Here is a 19,540-nt window from a genome sequence, read left to right on the forward strand (position 1 = left end):
CGGCAGTCCGTGTTTTGATCAAGCCGTTGCTCCGGTCGGGTCGGCGATCAGGATATTGTCCGCGCTCAATCCGCTAAGGTCGTCCAACCCCGAAAAATGCGCCATGGTTTCAACGGTGGCTGCAGTCGGGGATGAATAGTCGACCCTAACCAGAACGCTGTCGTCTCCATCTGTCGCGAGTACGTAGATCTCGTCACCGGCTTGAAGTCCCGTCAAACTTTCGACGGCAGTTTCAATTGTGTTGATCGACAGGTCGGCCAGAGCTGTGGTCAAGCCGATGACGCCCGTGTTGGCACCAACTGCGCTGCCTACATTTAATGTCTCAACGTCCGTGCCATCGCCACGCAAAGTAGAGTGATCGAGGCCACTGAACATCAACGCATCTGACACATCCGCTGCCGCGCCGAGTGAAAAGCCGGTGATCGTGTCCACTCCGTTAGCCGCAGGGGCGGCTTCGAACACAACGACGTCGCGACCCGCGTCCGAGACATTGACGGCGTCGTCACCGCCCTGACCACGAACAAAGCTGTCCACATCGCTGGCGACCAAAGTGTCATTTCCATCAGTGCCGACTATGACGGTCGTCGGACCCCCATCCGGGGTGGTAAGCGACAGTTCAACCGGTTTGCTGGGGTCCTGAACGGTCATGGTGAACGTTACCAGAGGTTGGTTCAGATCCGTAAAGCTGGTCGCAACACCTGCAAAGTTGACCACGGAGCCCCCAACTGGGTTGGACAGATACAGACCGAAAGCCCCGTTCCCAATATCGGATCCTGCGTCGAAGGTCACAACTGACGGATCAAATCCCAACTCGATCGTCATCGCTAGCCCGCTGGAAACGTCGCGGTCAGCGTCTGCGAAGATTTGGTACGTGATAGTTGAACCGCTCCGACCCGCTTCTGCAATGACATATGCGCCCGGTACATGCGCCGTCGTCTCACCGGTTGCCGGTAAAGGATCAGGGCCGCCGGAAACCGTGGCCTGCGCCTGAAAGTTCAGGTCATCACCTGCTGAAATACCTGTGAAATCCGACGCCGGAACTGCAAGCGACCAGGTTCCATCAGCTGCGACAGTAGCGGTGCCGACAGAGTTACTATTGAGTGTTACGTTCACCGCTTGGCCAGCGGCGAGGCCAACGGATGTTCCAGATACAACAACGCCAGAACTCTGCGCGTCGCCGAGTGAAATTGAGTTGTTCGCCCCTATAGAATTCAGGTCTAACAGCGGCCGGAAATCCGTAGCGAGTGTTGTGGTCGCCGGACTGGCGCTATTGCCGGCCTGATCACTGACCGTTGCAGAAATGGGGAAATTTGTACTGTCCGCCAATCCGGAAAGATCCGCCGCAGGGACAGTGACCGACCAAGTGCCACCAGTGGCGACACCGGTATATGATTGGCCATCCAGCATGACGGTGACTATTTGCCCTTCTTCCGCCGATGTCGCCCCGGAAATGGACAGATCGTTGCCCTTTTCGGAGACGTCCAAAACAGATCCTACAGCCAATGGGTTGATCGTCACAGTTGGTGCTGTGAAGTCTGTTCCAAACCCATCACTCGCGCTGGCGCTGTTTCCAGCCGTGTCTGAAACCGTCGCATTCACACTGTAAATTTCGTCGTCTTGCAGGGCATTTAAGCCGGCCGCCGACGAAACCAACGTCCAGGTGCCGCCACTGACCGTAGTGGTATTGCTCAGGTCTACAGTGCCATCTGCCCTGACGATTTCCACGGTGATGGTGGTGCCGTCCGGGGCATCCGATGTGCCTGAGACCGTCAGATCCGTGCCGCGTTCCGCCAAGTTCATGACCGGGCCGTCGGACAAATTGGTGATGGTGATGGAATGAGGTGAGAAATCAGTGTCAAAACTGCCGCTTGCCTGCAGCGCTGGGTTTCCGGCGGCATCTGTCACGTCTGCAGTCACCGGGATTGTTGCGCCATCGGACAATGCCGTCAAATCTGCCGCGGGTACAGTCGCGCTCCAGACGCCACCAGCGACGGTGCCAGTATAATCCTGGCCGTTTAACGATACGGTTACGGTCTGTCCGTCCTCTGCTTCAGTTGATCCGGTGATTGTCAGGTCTGTATCACGCTCAGCGGTATTCAGGACGGCACCATCAGAGTATCCATCGATGGTCAAGGTTGGGGCGGTGACATCCTTGGATACGGGTGCATTCGCCTGGTTGGCTGCGAGCCCGTCCGCATTGGATACATTTGCGGTGATGGTGAATGTGCTCCCGTCTGCCAATGCTCCAAGGTCGGCCGCTGGGATGGTCACCGACCAGCTGTTGCTGGACACTGCGCCGATGTAACTCTGGCCGTCCAGCACGACTGTTACTTGCTGGCCGTCTTCTACGTTCCCGGTAATTCCCGAAATTGTTAAATCCGAACCGACTTCTGCCGCGTTCACAGCGGACCCAACTGATAGCGGCGATATGGAAATTGCAGGGCCAGTCAGATCTACCGGAACGGAGGTCATTGCCGGAACCGAAGTGTTTCCTGCTTCATCGCTGACAACGACCCTTATCGACACAGGAGTACCTGAGGGCAGATTTGCGAGATCAGCGGATGGAATAGTGACGCTCCAACTACCGTCAGAGGCGGTTGTCAAATAGGTCTGCCCGCCGAATTCGACCATAACTGTCCGGCCATCAGCTGCTGTTGTCGATCCGCTCAGCTCCATATCGTTCTGAACGTCGACCAATTCGATTTTGTCGACGGGGAGAGGATCCAGGGTAACGGTCGGTGCCGTAAAGTCTGTCTCAATGCTGTCACTGATCTGTGCTGCCGGGTTTCCCGCCATATCTGAAACATCTGCGGTCAACACGATGGTTTCGCCATCCGGCAACGCGGCAAGATCGCTGGCAGGAACAGTGACGGCCCATTGACCGTCGGTCACAGTGCTAGAGTATGTTCCGCCGTTCAGAGTAACCGTCACGGTCTGACCGTTTTCCGCGTTTGTCGTCCCGGAGACGGTCAGATCCGTTGCACTTTCCGCCGCATTTATGACCGCACCGTCCGACAATCCGGAAATTGTCAGAGTAGGGGGTACTGTATCGATGTTGTAAGATACGGTTTCTACCGAAAGTTCTCGCCCGCCGCTGTCCAAGTGACGAACCGTGACGTTCTGAACGCCTTGTGGCAGACTGGCCGCTTCAACAGCTGTCAGCGAAATGCTCCAACTTCCATCGGGATTGAGTGGCACGGACTTGACCAAAGACCCGATCCTAAGTTCCACTGTTTCGGTTCCATCCGGAACCCTGATATTCGCCTCTGTACTGCTGAGCGCTGTGGATTGTGCCTGCGCGAGGTTCAAAACCTGAGGCGGAGCAGGCGGCGCGGGTTGAAAATCACCATCGTCTCCACCACCGCCGCCGCCGGCCCCCGCAGCGGCGGCCCCCGCCAGGCCCAATCCGCCCAATGCAGCCCCGACGCCACTGATGCCGCCGCCCGCCGCAGCGGCACCACCTGCTTCGGCAGCCAGACTGAATTGCGCAATTTCACTCACGGCATTTTCGGCGATCATGATCGCGCCACTGTCCAGAACCTGAACGTTTTCCGCAGCGACAATCATTGTACTGCCATCTATCATCTTCAGCAGAACATCCCCGTTTTTCAGGAGCTTCACTGACTGAACGCCGGGAATCGTTTCTGCAAACTGATAGGCATAAAGCTCTTCTATCGTTGCCTGCGCCAAGGCGGGTAGCGCCATGAGAGTCGAGCCAAGCCCCCCAGCGATACCGCGTCCAATCCAGCGTCGCATCTTGCCATCAATCCACCGGCGAATGTGGTCCTTGCGACCATTGTCTGATCCGGAGTCTGCAGTTTTGGCTTTGGGATCATGTTCTTTGGTCATCTTACCCTCACATGTGATGTCTGTGTCCGCCTGGATGGGCCAGGTTTTGTTCATCAGTCTTTCGCGTTTGTGACTCATGCGGTCGGACCAGGAAAAATTGTGTTAAACTGAAACCGAACTCCTCGTTTTCACCACAATTCCGCTTTGGTATCGGGCCGGGCATCGGATCATCCTGCAGTCATTGCCAAGTTTGGCGTGGGGTGATGTAGTATGATGCTTCAGTTCGAAAGCGTGGTTGCAACAGGGAGCGCAGCGCTCGATTCAGGTATCCGTGATACGGCTTTAAAAACGCTTAACGGGACCACGTATCTGTACAGTTTGACCGGCCCCGGTGGTGGCGTTGCTGTTTGGAAGCTTATCAATGGCGCGGTTCCGCAACTGGTCGATGCCGAGTATTTCAGCGGTTCGATCACGTTTCAGGTGGGCCGCACGGGGACTCCGATTTCGTTTGGCGGCAGTGATCAGCTCGTATTGGATATCGACACGGCAAATGGGCTGGTGGGGTATGATTTGAACCCGGATGGGACCGTTGGATCCTTGCGGGAAACCGGGATATTGACTGGCGGCGGTGACATTTCGGCCTTGGTGAAACTGTCGACCGGGTCCGGCGATCTGCTGATGATGGCGCATGAAGATACCGGGCGGATTGTCACTTATACCGTGAATGGGGACGGCACGTTGACGTCCTCGGGCGTGATCGTGGCACGATCTGATTCGATGCAGTCGTTGAGCATTGGTGCAGACAACTTTGTTATTGCGACCGACGGGGCCAGCAACACTGTCTCGACTTACAGGGTTGACGGGGGAACCGCAGCCATAACAGCGGTAGACAACAGCGAGGCCCTGACGACTTTGGGAATCGCGACGCCCACAGCGGTTGAAGTGATACAGGCATATGGCAAGTCCTGGGTGGTGGTCGCGGGGGCTGAAAGTAACTCTCTCAGTGTCATGGAACTAGCCGCCGATGGCCGTCTAATTCCAACCGACCATGCTCTGGATTCGCTGCACACACGGTTCGAGTCAGTTCAGGACCTTTCTGTGGTCGAGATCAACGGGCATGTGCTCGTCGTCGCGGGTGGTGGCGATGATGGAATAACCTTGTTCGCCATGACGCCCGGTGGACAACTGGTGCATTTGGACAGTTTTGCCGATACGCTTCAAAGCGGTTTGCAGAATGTGGAGTCGTTCAGCGTCTCGCAGGTCGGTGATGAGCTGCAGATTCTGGTCGCTTCGCAACAGGATGCGGGGCTGACCCAACTAACGGTGGATGTCCCAGAACTGGGTGTCGTTCGAAGTGGCTTGGGAACAGTTAACGGTACCGCCGGTAACGATATGCTCAGCGGCACTATTCTTCCAACGACCCTTATTGCTGGGGCCGGGGATGACATTTTGATTGCCGGTTCTGCCGCTACCACAATGTCGGGTGGGTCGGGTGCGGACATCTTTGTCATGCAATACGGAGCGGAAACCACCACGATCACGGACTTTCAGGCTGGTATCGACCGGTTGGACATGTTCGATTATCCGCTGCTCAGAACGCCTGGACAGTTGACCTTTACCGCGACGGCGCAGGGAGCCCGGATTGAGTACCTCAACGAGACGATAAACGTGATTTCCGCCAACGGTGGTCTGCTGACCAGTGCTCAGGTGTTTGGCGCGGGTTTTGGCGGCCCCGATCACATTCCTGTCGATTTTGGCGATTTCGGGGGGCTCGAGCCGGGCAGTTCCGATGGGGTTTTGGGGGATGTCTCAATCAATTCAGAGACCGCCAACCCCAGCCTCAGTGACGCTGAAATCAGCTTCACCCCAAATGGCGGAGCCACAATCAGTGCTCGTGCAGACAGCAATGGGCGGTTCGATTTGAATTTACCGTCTGGCACTTTCGAGGGTGAATTCGACGTCATCAAGACCTATTCTACCGCGAGCAAGGACATCAACGCATTGGACGCGCTGCAGGTTTTGCGGATCTCGGTCGGTCTGGACCCGACATGGGGGCCAGCCTCGCCGGAGAATTTGATCGCGGCTGATTTTAACCGGGATGGTTCGGTGAATGCGCTCGATGCATTGTCGATTCTGCAAGTAGCAGTCGGACAGCCGACAGCCGTTCCCCCGGGATGGGTTTTCATCGACAGTGACGCGGACCTTTCAGGGATCACGCGCACCGATGTTTCTTATGATACCGGGGCCAATGTAGTGGCTGTGGATGGCTTGATTGCTACCGACATGACCTCGATTCTGCTGGGCAACCTCGAAGCGCCTTAGTGCGGCCGGGCGGTCACTCTCGGAACGCCCGGTTGAAGTAATCTGCCAACGGTTTCACCAGATAGGACAGGGGCGTACGTTCATCCGTCTTGATCAATGTTTCCACTGGCATGCCGGGCAGCAATTCCTGCCCGTTCAGACGATCGACTTGCCCGTCCTGTGGTACGACCTCGGCGCGATAGAATGTCTGGCCAGTGTTTTCGTCTGTAAATGTATCTGCCGAGACATTGATCACCTGTCCGTCAATTTCAGGCGTTTCACGTTGATTGAACGCGGGAAACCGCAACAAAACCGGCTGGCCAACATGCAACTGGTCTACGTGAATTGCATCGACGCGTGCGGCCACGACCAGGGGCGTATCCTGCGGCACCAGATACATCATCGGTTCCGCAGGTTGGATCACAGACTGCAGGGCAAAAACCTGGCTGCCGTATACCGTTCCTGAAACAGGGGCGCGGATATCCAGTCGTGACAAACGAGTGTCCAGCGACAGGCGGCGCTCGGCCAGTTCTGAAATCTGGGATTGAATATCTCGCAGTGTCGAGATGGCTTCTTCTCGCCGTGTCGCCTCAAGCTCAAGGATTGCAATTTCGGTCGCAGATATCTCGCCTCTCAGGCGCGCAGCGGCAGCTTCCAACCGGCCGATATCGCCGGTAAGGCTGGCTTCTTCGCGCTGAAGGGCGGAAACACGGCTTGCCTGAGTGAGGCCGCGCTGAAGCAAGCTTTGTTGATCATCCAGCTCGGCCTGAATCAATTCGACCTGACGCCGCAGTGAAACAAGTTGCGCTTCGGTACCGCCGATTTCGCTTTCGATTTGAACGGTCTGTTTGCTCAGCTGCTCTGTTTGCTGGTTCAGTGTGTTCAAGCGCGCCTCGAACAGGCGTTGCTGACCTGCGATCAGATCAGGGTCAATATTTTCCTGTTGCAGAATCTCGGCCAGCCGGGCGGCCAGAGCTTCGGCATTTGTGCCATCGCGCTCGACTTCCAAACGGGCCCGGCGGGCCAATAGTTCGAACAGCTGGGCTTCGACAATGGTTTTCTCAGACGACAGAAAAGTGTCGTCCAGTCGCAACAGCAATTCGCCACTGTCCACGGCATTGCCATCGCGCACATAGATCTCACCAACAACGCCGCCGTCGGGGTGTTCAATAACCTGACGGTTGCTTTCGACCTCGATAATGCCTTGCGAGATGATAGCCCCGGCCAATCGCGTGTTGACGGCCCAAACACCCAAGCCGCCAACAAGGATGCCAAGGGCTGCAAAACCAACCAGGGCAGGGATCGTAATGCGCCACACCGGCCGCGGATTATTTGTTTTGTCCTGCATCAGTTGCCTGCCTTGCTGAGGTTGCGCTGGATCGATCCGGCGTTTTGTACGACTGCGCCCAGAACTTCATCCCGTGGACCAGATTTGACAACCTGTCCGCGCTCGACCACCGCAAGATCATCACATTCCGAGATCGCCTGCGGACGGTGCGTCATAATGATTGCGGATTTTCCTGCGGCCTTGAGTTCGCGAACGGCGGCGTTCAGCGCCTCGGTCCCATCGGCATCCAGCGCCGAGTTCGGTTCGTCAAGGATCAGCAACACGGGGTCTCCGTACAGCGCGCGCGACAATGCGATCCGCTGTTTTTGACCACCCGACAGCTGACTGTCATTGCCTTCCAGAATGGTGTCGTAGCCTTTTTCCAGCGTCAGAATCAGCTCATGCGCATTGGCCTTCTTGGCAGCTGCTACAACGGCTTCAGGGTTTGGGTCTTCGGACATGCGTGCGATGTTTTCGGCAACAGTTCCGTTGAACAACGTAACTTCTTGCGGAAGGTACCCGATATGCTGACCCAGATCAGTCGGGTCGTATTGATCCAGCGTTGCACCGCCCAACCGGATCTCGCCCGCGGCAGGATGCCAAATACCCAAAAGCGCCTTGGCCAAGGTGGATTTTCCGGACCCGCTTTTACCGATGACGCCAAGCGCCCGCCCGGGCTCGAGGTTCAACGACACGTTACGCAGGGTTGGCGTATCCGCGCCGGGTGGGATGACCGTCAGACCTTTGGCCGTTAGCCGCGCCTGGGGCACAGGCAGCTTGGTGCGCTGTGCTTCGGGCGGCGTGGCATCCAGAAACCGGCTCAACGAGGTCCACGCAGTTCGGGCACGTTCAACGACAGCCCATTGCCCAACGACCTGTTCAACGGGAGCCAAAGCGCGGCCCAATAGGATTGATCCCGCGATCATCGCGCCGGGGGTCAGTTCGTTACGAAGAACCAGCAATGCCCCAAGTGCCAGCATTGCAGATTGCAAAAACAGCCGCAGCGATTTGGTCACGGACGAAAAACTGCCGGTCCAGTCACTGGCAGCGATTGTCTGCTGCAGGGCGTTTGAGCGTTGTCGCTGCCATCTACGCGTGATGTCCTGTTGCATGCCTTGCGAGCGGACGATTTCGGCGGCTTGCCGGGCATGTTCCGAAAAGCTGTTGGCTTTTGCGGACGCGGATTGAGCCAGAGCAACTTTGCGACGGGTCAGTATCTGGTTCAACAACGCGATCACAACCAAAAGCGAACCGCCACCAACGGCCAGCCAGCCCAGAAGGGGATGGAATAGAAAGATCGCCGCAATGAAGATCGGCGTCCAGGGGATATCCATCACAGCCAACAGAACCGGAGAGGAACACAGGTTTTGGATGGATTCCAGATCGCGCAATGCGGTTGCTGGCGCTGCCCGGGCGCGTGGGTGCAGCGATCGGCGTAGGGTCGCGTCAAACACGCGTTCGTCCAATTGCGATTGAAAACGCGCGCCAAAACGCGCCACGATCCGACCCCGCGCAAAATCGAGCATGGCCATAAGGCCGTACAATAAAGCGACCAGCAGGAAGAGTGCCGCCAAGGTCTCGACCGCTCGGGATCCAAGGACGCGGTCATAGACTTGCAACATGAACAAGGGTCCGGTCAGCATCAGCAAGTTGACAAAAATACTGAACAGAAACGCCAGCGCCAGGAATGTGATCCCCTGGTTGCGCGCTGATTGCATTTCATGTCTTGGCTGGGTGGCCCTGCGGTTCTCAATATTCACGAACGAAGCTTCTCGTTTTTGTTGCTCGGGTTTCGAATGGGCTAGCATTCGCGCGCATCCTAGACTGATGTCTCAACAGTGGAAATGCATGCCGTCGCGGATTGTCCATATGCCGCCGACCGAGTTCGTAATCGACGTATTGAATATAGCGCATTGGCATCAAACTCGCCTGTTGATTGAAACGGTATTCTCTTGATCTTCACGTAGCGCAATCGAGGCAGAGTCCACATGGCAAACATCTCAAGCCCTGCGAACCGCGCGCTTGTCATCGTCGCGTTTGATGACGTCGATGCGGTGATACCGCAATGGTTTCAACAAGCTGGACAACTGAACTGCACCTGATCGGGAAAACGGACAATGTTCTGCGTCACGGGACGCACGACGGTGCCAAATTGGGTGCGCTGAACACAGGGGTGGTACTTCGGTCGAAAATGTGGACAAGGCGATCAGGGCGGGGCGTGAAGGGGCCGAAACTATAGTGCAACATTGGGGAGGGCGGGGCTGGCGTCAGGCTATTTGCGATCCTTTGCCCAAACCTTCGACGGATCGTGGGATGACTTGGGCAAAGTTCACCTGACCGATGATGTAACCGGGCAACTGGATTACAGTTTTGAAGCCGAAGAGTGTGTTCGCCAGCCCGTCAGCGGTTTTCGCCCAATACCTTGATCGCCCCCAGAAGACGGGCGATTTCCTGCTCCGTGTTGTAGTGACAGAAGGAAATGCGAATGCAATCTGACAGGTCCAGCGGCGTAAGAACGTTGCCGGAATAGTGATCGGCCTTTCGCGTATGGGTCCGAATGCCCTGCTGATTCAATACCTCGACTACGTCTTCGGATGCATACCCCTCGACCACGATTGACACCAGTCCTTCGCGTGCCGGGTTATCGGCGCCCGCCAAAATGGTCACGTGGTCCATATCACGCAGTCCTGGCAGATTGCCTGTGCCGTTGATTGCAGTATTGGTCAGGTGGGTTTCATAGGCGTGAATGGCGCGACCTGCAGCCTCGATCCGCTTGCGCGGTTCGGTCTCATCCGAGACTTCGCTACCGAGCCAGTCAAAATACGCCACTACGTCCGAAACAGTTGCGTAAGATCCCGCGTCACGGGTCCCGAACTCCCACCCGGTTGCGGGTGCGTCGATCAACATGTCATGCGGCAAAGCGCTGAGTTTGTCAGAAATCCAGGCGATGCCATATCCGTGACGCGAAAACACTTTATAGGGCGAGATCGCGTAGCCATCGACATTATAGCCATCCAGATCCAGTTGCCCGTGGGCAGCATGCTGAATGCCGTCGACGATGATCAAACAATCCGGTGCCACAAAACGGATCGCCGCGGAAATTGCAGCTACGTCCATACCCATGCCTGTCACGGGGGACGCATGCAGGATCGTTGCCACTGCGACATCTGGCGTCATCAGCGCGGTATAGTCATCGGCCGTAACCAATCCGGTGTCGTTGCCGTGGGGCACATTCACATACTCCAGCCCTGCGATTTCAGCCCAGCGGCAGGCTGCGCTTCGGGTGGCCGGGTGCTCGATGGATGACCCTATCACTTTTGACCCTTTGGGGGCGACCAGGCACGCGGTGCGGATCATGCGAAATAGCAGCTCGGTTCCGCTTTCACCTGCGAAGAACTGCCCGGAAGATGCGTTCATGAACACGGCCAGGTCGTCCTTTGCCTTGTTAATAACGCCTTGGGTTCCCTGACCTGCCGGATTTATGCGCCCGGGATTGTCTGGGATTGCTGCATAAAAAGCTGAGGTTTCAGCGACGGATTTCAATGTCAGTGCTCCGCCCGCATTCTCGAAAAAGATGCGTTCGCCCTGAAACGGGCAAGTGCCGACATGGGCGAACCGGTCGCGGATGGCGTCGATGAGGGCAGGGTTGTCTTGGATCATAGATTTGTCCTGTGCATAGTCAGAGCGCGGTTCACGATCGTGCGGCGGAGCTTGGCCACCGCGATAAGGCTTTGTTCGGAAAACCGTCGACAGAGTCATCGAAAATTCCGCGAACTGAATTGATCAGGCCGTATGCTGCCATCCTGTCAAGCGACAACGCGACATGATTGCGCTGCACCGGCGTTTTTTGTCGCTATCGAACTATTCTTTCATAAAAATATTGCGCGTATTATCGGGAGATCCAGATGAGAATGGCGCCTTCTGTTGGCTCGTGTGTGTGGTGAAGCAGGCGATATGTATCGTGAACGGTTTCATATCCTCGACAAAGGTTTTTGTCAGCTTTAGCATACTTACCGCAGGGTGTTTTTCACGATGATCGGGCACTATCCTGCCGTTGGGTGATACGCTGGTTTTCTAAAAATATATAATATAATCAAAAAGTTGATCAGAGTTTATCTATTTACTAAAAATTTAGTTTGACAGGTGCGCAGAAAATCGCTGATGCTGTCTGCTATCCGGTTTGCGCCGGAAAACCATAATTTTTTGGGAGGAAAGAGATGCGGAGACATCTACTTTCCGCAGTGGCGGCTGTGGCCGTCATTGCGGGGCACGGTCCCGTTTGGGCCGACGAAGCCGCAGCACAACGTTGGATCGACGATGAATTCCAGCCATCGACGTTGTCGAAAGACGAACAGATGTCGGAAATGCAGTGGTTCATCGAAGCTGCACAGCCTTACTCTGGCATGGAAATCAACGTCCTGTCCGAAGGCATCCCGACACACTCTTACGAATCCGAGGTCCTGACCAAGGCGTTCGAGGAAATCACCGGCATCAAGGTCAACCACCAAATCCTTGGTGAAGGCGAAGTGGTTCAGGCGGTTCAGACCCAGTTGCAGACCGGCCGGAACCTGTATGACGGCTATGTCAACGACAGTGACCTGATCGGCACGCATTCGCGTTTGCAGCTGGCCTATCCGCTGACCGACATGATGGGTGGCGACTGGGCCGGTACGACCTCACCGACGCTGGATCTGGATGACTTCATGGGCATTCAGTTCACCACCGGTCCGGACGGCAAGCTGTATCAGCTGCCGGATCAGCAGTTCGCAAACCTCTATTGGTTCCGCAAGGATTGGTTCGATGATGAGGCCAACAAAGCCGCGTTCAAAGAGAAGTATGGCTATGACCTGGGCGTTCCGGTCAACTGGTCAGCTTACGAGGACATCGCAGATTTCTTCACCAACGACGTAAAAGAAGTCGACGGCACCACGATCTACGGTCACATGGATTACGGCAAGCGTGCGCCCGACCTGGGCTGGCGTATGACTGATGCATGGCTGTCGATGGCTGGTGCAGGTGATAAAGGCGAGCCAAACGGTATCCCCGTCGACGAATGGGGCATCCGTATGGAAGCAGGCACCTGTAACCCGGTCGGCGCTTCGGTGTCGCGCGGAGGTGCTGCGAACGGTCCGGCCGCGGTCTATGCGATCCGTAAGTGGGACGAATGGTTGCGGAACTATGCGCCTCCGGGTGCGGCGTCTTATGACTTCTATCAGTCGCTGCCGGCGCTCAGCCAAGGCAACGTGGCTCAGCAGATCTTCTGGTACACAGCCTTTACTGCCGACATGGTAAAGCCGAAGTCCGAAGGCAACAACACCGTGGATGACGAAGGCACGCCGTTGTGGCGGATGGCGCCAAGCCCGCACGGCCCCTATTGGGAAGATGGCCAGAAGGTCGGGTATCAGGACGTGGGTTCCTGGACCTTCCTGAAGTCGACCCCTGCGGATCGTGCTCAGGCGGCTTGGCTCTATGCCCAGTTCGTGACCTCCAAGACTGTCGATGTGAAGAAGTCCCATGTGGGTCTGACATTCATCCGCGACAGTTCGGTCAATCACGAGTCGTTCACCGAGCGCGCACCCAAGCTGGGTGGTCTGGTCGAGTTCTACCGCTCACCTGACCGTGTGGCATGGTCGCCCACCGGCATCAACGTGCCGGACTATCCGAAACTGGCCCAGATCTGGTGGCAGCAGATCGGTGACGTGAACTCGGGCGCCTTCACCCCGCAAGAGGCGATGGACCGTCTGGCCGAAGAGATGGACATCACCATGGCCCGTATGCAGGCCGCGGATGAAAGCGCTGGTGTCTACGGTGGCTGTGGTCCCCGCCTGAACGAACCGCAGGATGCGTCGTTCTGGTTGGAAAAAGCAGGCTCGCCCAAAGCCAAGCTCGAGAACGAAAAGCCGCAGGGCCAGACCGTTAACTATGACGAACTGGTTCAGCGCTGGCAGTCTCAGTAAGCCATTGAAACCCGGGGATGCCGTTTCAGGCATCCCCACCTCAAGACCAGTGCGACGCACTGAAGAACCGGAACCCACGGACATGATCGAACTACAAGATGCCACCAAACGCGTTGGCAACGTTATCCATATCAAGCCCACGACCCTGACGCTGCAAACCGGCCATTTCAATGTGCTGCTGGGCGCGACGGGATCGGGCAAAACCTCTCTGATCAAGATGATGGCCGGGCTGGACCCGATCGCCTCGGGCAAGGTGCTGATGGACGGGCAGGACGTCACAAAGCTGAACACGCAAAGGCGGCAGATCAGCCTCGTGCACCAGTTTTTCGTGAACTATCCGCATATGACTGTCTTTGACAACATCGCCTCGCCTTTGCGCGTGGCAGGGATGGCGAAATCCGAGATTGAAGGACGCGTGGAAGAGGCCGCCGACTTGCTGCAGCTGCGCCCTATGTTGCATCGCCGACCGCATGAGCTGTCAGGCGGCCAACAACAACGTACCGCGTTGGCCCGAGCCATCGCAAAAGAAAGCCGAGCCGTGTTCCTCGATGAACCGTTGGCCAACCTGGATTACAAGCTGCGCGAAGAACTGCGCGAGCAGCTACCCGACCTGTTTGCCGGTCGTGGGGCGGTGGTGGTTTACGCCACCTCGGAACCCGAAGAGGCGCTGCTTTTGGGTGGATATACCGCCCTTATGGAAGACGGTCGCGTTACGCAATTCGGCCCGACTGCTGATATCTATCGCAACCCTGAGAATATTGCCGCTGCGCGCGTGTTCTCAGACCCGCCGATCAATGTGGCCCGTGTCACCGTGTCAGCTACGCAGGCACAGCTTGCAGGCGGCGGCGGCTGGGCGGTTTCGGATTTGGCGGACGGCGAGTACATGGTTGCAGTACGACCGCACCGAGTGACTCCCACCCGCACCTCGGATGCCGATGTGGAACTGACAGGTCGTGTGATTGTCACAGAGCTATCGGGTTCCGATTCCAGCGCGCATTTCCAGCACGGGGATGATGCTTGGGTCTCTTTGGCGGCTGGCGTGCACCCTTATCGGGTGGGCGAAGATCACCGATTTTATATGAACCCGGCCCATTGCCGGTATTTCGGCCAAGACGGCAAAAGGGTGGCCTGACATGGCACAGATCAAGCTTTCAAACCTCAAACACAGCTACATGCCGACGCCGGCAGGTCCGGAAGACTATGCGCTGAAGGAAATCGACGTGACATGGCGCGATGGTGGGGCATATGCACTGCTGGGACCGTCGGGTTGCGGCAAGTCCACGTTGTTGAACATCATCTCGGGCTTGTTGATGCCGTCCGAGGGCCAGATCCTGTTCGATGATCGCGACGTGACAGCTCTGCCGCCTGACCAGCGTAATATCGCGCAAGTATTCCAGTTCCCGGTGATCTACGACACGATGACAGTAGGCGAGAACCTGGCGTTTCCGCTCAAAAACCGAGGTGTTGATACGGCGACGATCAAACGTCGCGTCGATGAGATTGCCGAGATGCTGGATGTCACTGAGTTGCTCAAGACCCGAGCGTCAGGACTCAGCCCAGACAATAAGCAGAAAATTTCGATGGGCAGAGGTCTGGTCCGCGACGACGTGAATGCGGTTATGTTCGACGAGCCGCTGACTGTGATCGATCCCCACCTGAAGTGGAAGCTGCGGTCCAAGCTGAAAGAACTGCATCAGCGCGTGCGGGCCACGATGATCTACGTGACCCACGACCAGACTGAGGCGCTGACCTTTGCAGACGAGGTGGTCGTGATGCAGGAAGGCGAAGTGGTTCAGATCGGCACGCCTGTCGAGCTGTTCGAACGTCCTCAGCACACGTTTGTTGGTCACTTCATCGGCTCACCCGGCATGAACGTGCTGCCCTGTGAAGCCAGGGGCGACCGCGCCGTTTTTGAAGGCCACGAAGTGATGTTGGAAGGTCCGATCCATGGTGATGGCGGTCGAACCGATCTGGGCATCCGCCCCGAATATGTGGGGTTCGGTGACACCGGTATCCCGGCACATGTAACCAAGGTCTCGGATATTGGCCGTCACTACGTGGTCAGCGCCATGGTTGGTAATACGGCCCTGAAAGCAGTAACTGAACACAGTGTTCCGGAACCGGGATCACAAGTCTTCCTGCAATTCAAACCTGAACAATCGCGCGTCTACCGCGACGGCTGGATCGCTAGCGAGGAGCGGGCACAATGAGAACGGAAAACCAAAAGGCATGGTTCTTTGTCTTACCGGTGCTGGCACTCGTCGCGTTCAACGCGCTGGTGCCGATGATGACGGTGGTCAACTACTCAGTGCAGGAGACCTTCGGCAACAACCAGTTCTTCTGGGAGGGACTGGGCTGGTTCGAACAGATCCTGCGCTCTGACCGGTTTCAGGCTGCGCTTGGACGGCAGTTCCTGTTCACTTTCCTGATCCTGCTGATTGAGGTGCCCCTGGGCATCATCGTAGCCCTGTCGATGCCGCGCAAAGGGTTCTGGGTTCCTGTTTGTCTGGTTCTCATGGCTCTGCCGATGCTGATCCCATGGAATGTAGTCGGGTCGATGTGGAATATCTTTACTCTGCCCAAGATCGGCTTGCTGGGCTATTTCCTGAATGACGTTTTGGGCATCAACTATGACATGACGCAGCAGCCGCTGTCGGCGTGGATCACGGTCGTCATCATGGATGTCTGGCACTGGACTTCATTGGTCGTACTACTCTGCTACGCTGGCCTCGTGTCGATCCCGGACGCCTATTATCAGGCCGCCAAGATTGACGGCGCCAGCCCGTGGTCGGTGTTCCGTTATATTCAGCTGCCTAAGATGAAAACAGTCCTGACAATCGCGGTACTGCTGCGGTTCATGGACAGTTTCAACATCTATACCGAGCCCTTCGTTCTGACCGGCGGCGGCCCCGGCAATTCGACCACCTTGCTGTCGATCGACCTTGTGAAGATCGCGCTGGGACAATTTGACCTTGGCCCTGCAGCTGCAATGAGCCTGATCTACTTCGCCATCACGCTGCTGGTATCTTGGGTCTTCTACACTCTGATGACAAAGGATGACGCGCAATGAAGAAGCGGTCCCTTATTCCGATCCTCTATATCGCGTTCCTGATGCTGCCGATCTATTGGCTGGTGGCGATGTCCTTCAAGACCACAAACGAGATTCTGTCGGGCTTTTCCCTATTCCCTCAGACCTTCACGCTGGAGAATTACATCACGATCTTCACAGATCCGACGTGGTATTGGGGCTACATAAATTCGATTGCCTACGTGACAATCAACACGGTGCTTTCCGTTTGTGTGGCCTTGCCCGCCGCCTATGCGTTCTCGCGCTATCGGTTCCTTGGCGACAAGCAGTTGTTCTTCTGGCTGCTGACCAACCGTATGGCGCCGGCTGCGGTGTTTGCGCTGCCTTTCTTCCAGCTGTACTCGTCTATCGGATTGTTCGACACATATCTGGCCGTGGCACTTGCCCATACACTGTTCAACGTGCCGTTGGCTGTTTGGATCCTGGAAGGTTTCATGCGCGGTATTCCCAAAGAACTGGATGAGACAGCCTATGTGGATGGCTATTCGTTCCCACGTTTCTTCGTGACAATTTTCCTCCCGAACATCAAAGCGGGTGTTGGTGTCGCGGCCTTCTTCTGCTTCATGTTTTCGTGGGTCGAGATGCTGTTGGCCAAGACCCTGACTGCGGTAGAGGCTAAACCCATCGCGGCCGTGATGACGCGTACTGCCTCCAGCGCCGGGTACGAGCTGGGTCTGCTGGCCGCTGCCGGAACCCTGACCATCATCCCCGGAGCCATCGTCATTTGGTTTGTCCGCAACTACATCGCGCGCGGTTTCGCGATGGGTCGTGTATGAGGTTCGATATGCGTAAACTTCTTCTCATCCTCCCCTTCCTACCCACGACGGCCTTGGCTCAGGCTCAGACCGGATGGGGCAACGTTGGCCAGCAAGAGGAAAAGGGATTTTCCTGGACCGACCCTTTGTGGCCCGATTTCTGGATGGCCTGGACGCCTGCGACACTTGCAGTTTTCGTTGGGATATTCTCAGCCATCGCGCTGATTGGCGTTCTCGAAGGCTTCAAATATCGCGACGGGATCGAGCGGCGCGGCGTATTGGGTCTGACCACCACGCTCGGCGATCGTCTCTTCATCACGCTTCTAGGGGCTGCCTACATCTTTCTGGCCTGGCTCGGATTGGTTGGGCAACCGGTTTGGACGCCGCTGTTTTTGTCCATCGGTTGGGGCATCTTCGTCTTCTGGAAAGTTTAGGCTTTGCGAAACAGTGAAAGGATGCTTGTCTGTCAGGCATACTAAAAAATGGCGACACCGAGACTGATGCGAAAGAAAAAAACTACAAATTTGCTGACCGACGTGGAACTTGAGTTCATGAATGAGCTCTGGGCGCTGGGTCAGGGCTCGGTCCGAGATGTTCTTGATCGTTTGGCGCCAGATCGAAATCTGGCCTACACATCCGGCGCAACAATTTTGCGAATTCTCGATGAAAAGGGATTTGTAGAAAGCGAAAAGAACGGCAAGTCGTTGATTTATAGGCCACTTCTGGAAAAAGACAGGTATCAGTCGCGTTCGCTGCAAAATCTCTCCCGGACGTTATTCGACGACACCCCCGCAACTTTGGTTGCAAGGTTGGTCGACGATGCGGGGCTGACAGAAGATGATCTGGAGGAAATTCGAGCACTGGTAGAGAGGAGACTGCAAAATGACGGCGGTTAAACCGGTTCTCGACGCTTTTCTCGAGTTAAATGTTGTACTTGGATTGTCGGCACTTATCTGGCTGGCGGTGCGCGTCGTGTTCGCGCGATCGTCTATGCGATATGGGTTTGTTGCACAACTTCGATCGCTCAAAGCACTTTGTATTTGTGTTGTGCTGAGCCCGGTGCTGGCAATGGGTGTCTCGGCCTTTATCGGTTTTCTGTGGCCTGGACGCGCAGTCGCACTGGGGGATCTGGCCGTGGCTGCCTACTTGCGTGGTGATATTGCCATGCCGGCTGCGCAGTTCGAAACCCTGCTGAACACGCGCGAACGTTGGCTTGATCACGTTCTTTCTGGTTCGTCTGTCCTTGTAACATGCGTTTTGATTGCATTCGCCCTGGTGTCGACTTTCTTGACAATTCGTGTGCTTCGCGATGCATGGGCAATTCGCAAAACCGTGAGATCCAGCTTTCTTTGGCGGCGGTCGTCGAAGGTAGACATTCGTTTGTCGGACCGGATAAACGTACCCTTCGCTGTGCGCGGCCTACGTCGCCGCCACGTCGTCTTACCCAGCCATTTGCTAAATACACCGCGTGAATTGCGGTTCGCTCTGGCACACGAATTTCAACACATCCGTGCCATGGATGTGGAGTGGGAGCTGGGCTTTGAGCTGATGCGCCCGCTACTGTTCTGGAACCCGGCATATCTGGTGATTAAGCACCAGTTTGACCGACTGCGCGAGTTGGCCTGTGACCAATCCGTTGTCTCGCGTAAGGGGATAGACGCCAAAGACTATACGGCCTGTTTGCTGGATTACTGTTCGCGATCTCTTACAATGAACTGCCCACGCATTCTTCATGTGGCCTTGGTGAACGGGACAAAAGCAAAGCATGTGTTGCGTTTGCGTGTGATTGCCTTGACCGAAGCGTCGACGGCAAGTCCTCCTCTGCCTGCCGTATTTCTTGGGATGACCCTAGCATTGGCAACCATTCTTGCCATCAGCTCGGCGTCAGTACGCCAAACTCAGGATTGGAGCCACGATCGCTTGATGCTGTCGACAGTTGTTAATCTGGAACGGCTTGAGGCTCGCACTCAGGGGAATTGATATGCGGTGATGCTCTCCGGCCAGGGTTGGAGAGACGGATTGCCGTTTCATGCGCACGATGTTCAGCGCCGGGAAATTTTGGCCCGAGGCTGGGGTATGTTGAGTTCCTGATTTTGCGTTAAAGCGGGGCAGGGGTGCCCGTTCTAACGCAACCAGGCAGAGCTATGTCGTTTCACCAACGTACAACCGCTTGCGCAACCGGCATGGTGTTGCCTTGCGGGCCCGAACCCAGTGCGAGTTGCACGCTTCCCAAAGAATGGACCGGAAATAAAACGAGAGTCTGACGCAAATACTCAGACTCTTGAATGATCCCCTATAGGTTGTGTATTTTTTGCCACAGCGT

At 56.3% G+C, this 19,540-nt stretch carries 13 protein-coding genes; 9 read left to right on the forward strand and 4 right to left on the reverse strand.

Annotation, left to right across the window (positions count from 1 at the left end):
- Nucleotides 1–18 precede the first annotated feature (18 nt).
- Entirely contained in the window at nt 19–3,849 is a 3,831-nt protein-coding gene (locus AC2FJE_RS10795; protein WP_496760934.1) for an Ig-like domain-containing protein, read from the reverse strand.
- 210 nt (nt 3,850–4,059) lie between these two features.
- Between AC2FJE_RS10795 and AC2FJE_RS10800 the strand changes: the two genes are divergently transcribed.
- Nucleotides 4,060–6,111: a dockerin type I domain-containing protein gene (locus AC2FJE_RS10800; RefSeq protein WP_496760935.1), complete on the forward strand. Its 2,052-nt coding sequence runs from the start codon at nt 4,060–4,062 to the stop codon at nt 6,109–6,111.
- A gap of 13 nt (nt 6,112–6,124) precedes the next feature.
- Here the strand turns inward: AC2FJE_RS10800 and AC2FJE_RS10805 are convergent, their stop codons facing one another.
- From AC2FJE_RS10805 to AC2FJE_RS10815, 3 genes are all read right to left on the reverse strand, one after another.
- Complete coding sequence (locus tag AC2FJE_RS10805; protein WP_282169471.1) at nt 6,125–7,438, reverse strand: HlyD family type I secretion periplasmic adaptor subunit; 1,314 nt, start codon at nt 7,436–7,438, stop codon at nt 6,125–6,127.
- A complete protein-coding gene (locus AC2FJE_RS10810) occupies nt 7,438–9,135 on the reverse strand; it encodes a type I secretion system permease/ATPase (RefSeq protein ID WP_496756068.1) in 1,698 nt (565 codons plus the stop codon). The genes AC2FJE_RS10805 and AC2FJE_RS10810 overlap by 1 nt, the downstream gene beginning before the upstream one ends.
- A gap of 682 nt (nt 9,136–9,817) precedes the next feature.
- Nucleotides 9,818–11,077: an aminotransferase class V-fold PLP-dependent enzyme gene (locus tag AC2FJE_RS10815; protein WP_496756066.1), complete on the reverse strand. Its 1,260-nt coding sequence runs from the start codon at nt 11,075–11,077 to the stop codon at nt 9,818–9,820.
- A 557-nt stretch (nt 11,078–11,634) separates the two neighbouring features.
- Between AC2FJE_RS10815 and AC2FJE_RS10820 the strand changes: the two genes are divergently transcribed.
- The 8 genes from AC2FJE_RS10820 (at nt 11,635) to AC2FJE_RS10855 (ending at nt 19,197) form a co-directional block, all read left to right on the forward strand.
- Nucleotides 11,635–13,374, forward strand: coding sequence for an ABC transporter substrate-binding protein (locus tag AC2FJE_RS10820; protein WP_496697747.1), 1,740 nt, complete (start codon nt 11,635–11,637; stop codon nt 13,372–13,374).
- Between the two features lie 82 nt (nt 13,375–13,456).
- Nucleotides 13,457–14,506: an ABC transporter ATP-binding protein gene (locus tag AC2FJE_RS10825; protein WP_496756064.1), complete on the forward strand. Its 1,050-nt coding sequence runs from the start codon at nt 13,457–13,459 to the stop codon at nt 14,504–14,506.
- Nucleotide 14,507: 1 nt separating this feature from the next.
- The gene (locus AC2FJE_RS10830; protein WP_496706571.1) at nt 14,508–15,584 is read left to right on the forward strand and encodes an ABC transporter ATP-binding protein; all 1,077 of its coding nucleotides are present in this window, start codon (nt 14,508–14,510) and stop codon (nt 15,582–15,584) included.
- Complete coding sequence (locus AC2FJE_RS10835) at nt 15,581–16,444, forward strand: carbohydrate ABC transporter permease (RefSeq protein WP_058274620.1); 864 nt, start codon at nt 15,581–15,583, stop codon at nt 16,442–16,444. Before AC2FJE_RS10830 ends, AC2FJE_RS10835 begins: the two co-directional genes overlap by 4 nt.
- Entirely contained in the window at nt 16,441–17,238 is a 798-nt protein-coding gene (locus tag AC2FJE_RS10840) for a carbohydrate ABC transporter permease (RefSeq protein WP_058274621.1), read from the forward strand. Before AC2FJE_RS10835 ends, AC2FJE_RS10840 begins: the two co-directional genes overlap by 4 nt.
- Nucleotides 17,239–17,246: 8 nt before the next feature.
- On the forward strand, nt 17,247–17,651 hold the full coding sequence (locus AC2FJE_RS10845) for a DUF2160 domain-containing protein (protein ID WP_058274638.1): 405 nt from the start codon (nt 17,247–17,249) through the stop codon (nt 17,649–17,651).
- A gap of 66 nt (nt 17,652–17,717) precedes the next feature.
- Entirely contained in the window at nt 17,718–18,113 is a 396-nt protein-coding gene (locus AC2FJE_RS10850) for a BlaI/MecI/CopY family transcriptional regulator (protein WP_496756062.1), read from the forward strand.
- The gene (locus AC2FJE_RS10855) at nt 18,100–19,197 is read left to right on the forward strand and encodes a M56 family metallopeptidase (RefSeq protein ID WP_058274623.1); all 1,098 of its coding nucleotides are present in this window, start codon (nt 18,100–18,102) and stop codon (nt 19,195–19,197) included. The genes AC2FJE_RS10850 and AC2FJE_RS10855 overlap by 14 nt, the downstream gene beginning before the upstream one ends.
- Nucleotides 19,198–19,540: the final 343 nt, after the last annotated feature.

The sequence above is a fragment of the Ruegeria sp. CDSC002 genome, assembly GCF_059610905.1.

What these genes read in the sequence shown, in the direction of transcription:
- AC2FJE_RS10795 (WP_496760934.1), bottom strand. Translation starts at nt 3,849, where the DNA reads ATGACCAAAGAACATGATCCCAAAGCCAAAACTGCAGACTCCGGATCA.
- AC2FJE_RS10800 (WP_496760935.1), top strand. Translation starts at nt 4,060, where the DNA reads ATGATGCTTCAGTTCGAAAGCGTGGTTGCAACAGGGAGCGCAGCGCTC.
- AC2FJE_RS10805 (WP_282169471.1), bottom strand. Translation starts at nt 7,438, where the DNA reads ATGCAGGACAAAACAAATAATCCGCGGCCGGTGTGGCGCATTACGATC.
- AC2FJE_RS10810 (WP_496756068.1), bottom strand. Translation starts at nt 9,135, where the DNA reads ATGCAATCAGCGCGCAACCAGGGGATCACATTCCTGGCGCTGGCGTTT.
- AC2FJE_RS10815 (WP_496756066.1), bottom strand. Translation starts at nt 11,077, where the DNA reads ATGATCCAAGACAACCCTGCCCTCATCGACGCCATCCGCGACCGGTTC.
- AC2FJE_RS10820 (WP_496697747.1), top strand. Translation starts at nt 11,635, where the DNA reads ATGCGGAGACATCTACTTTCCGCAGTGGCGGCTGTGGCCGTCATTGCG.
- AC2FJE_RS10825 (WP_496756064.1), top strand. Translation starts at nt 13,457, where the DNA reads ATGATCGAACTACAAGATGCCACCAAACGCGTTGGCAACGTTATCCAT.
- AC2FJE_RS10830 (WP_496706571.1), top strand. Translation starts at nt 14,508, where the DNA reads ATGGCACAGATCAAGCTTTCAAACCTCAAACACAGCTACATGCCGACG.
- AC2FJE_RS10835 (WP_058274620.1), top strand. Translation starts at nt 15,581, where the DNA reads ATGAGAACGGAAAACCAAAAGGCATGGTTCTTTGTCTTACCGGTGCTG.
- AC2FJE_RS10840 (WP_058274621.1), top strand. Translation starts at nt 16,441, where the DNA reads ATGAAGAAGCGGTCCCTTATTCCGATCCTCTATATCGCGTTCCTGATG.
- AC2FJE_RS10845 (WP_058274638.1), top strand. Translation starts at nt 17,247, where the DNA reads ATGCGTAAACTTCTTCTCATCCTCCCCTTCCTACCCACGACGGCCTTG.
- AC2FJE_RS10850 (WP_496756062.1), top strand. Translation starts at nt 17,718, where the DNA reads ATGCGAAAGAAAAAAACTACAAATTTGCTGACCGACGTGGAACTTGAG.
- AC2FJE_RS10855 (WP_058274623.1), top strand. Translation starts at nt 18,100, where the DNA reads ATGACGGCGGTTAAACCGGTTCTCGACGCTTTTCTCGAGTTAAATGTT.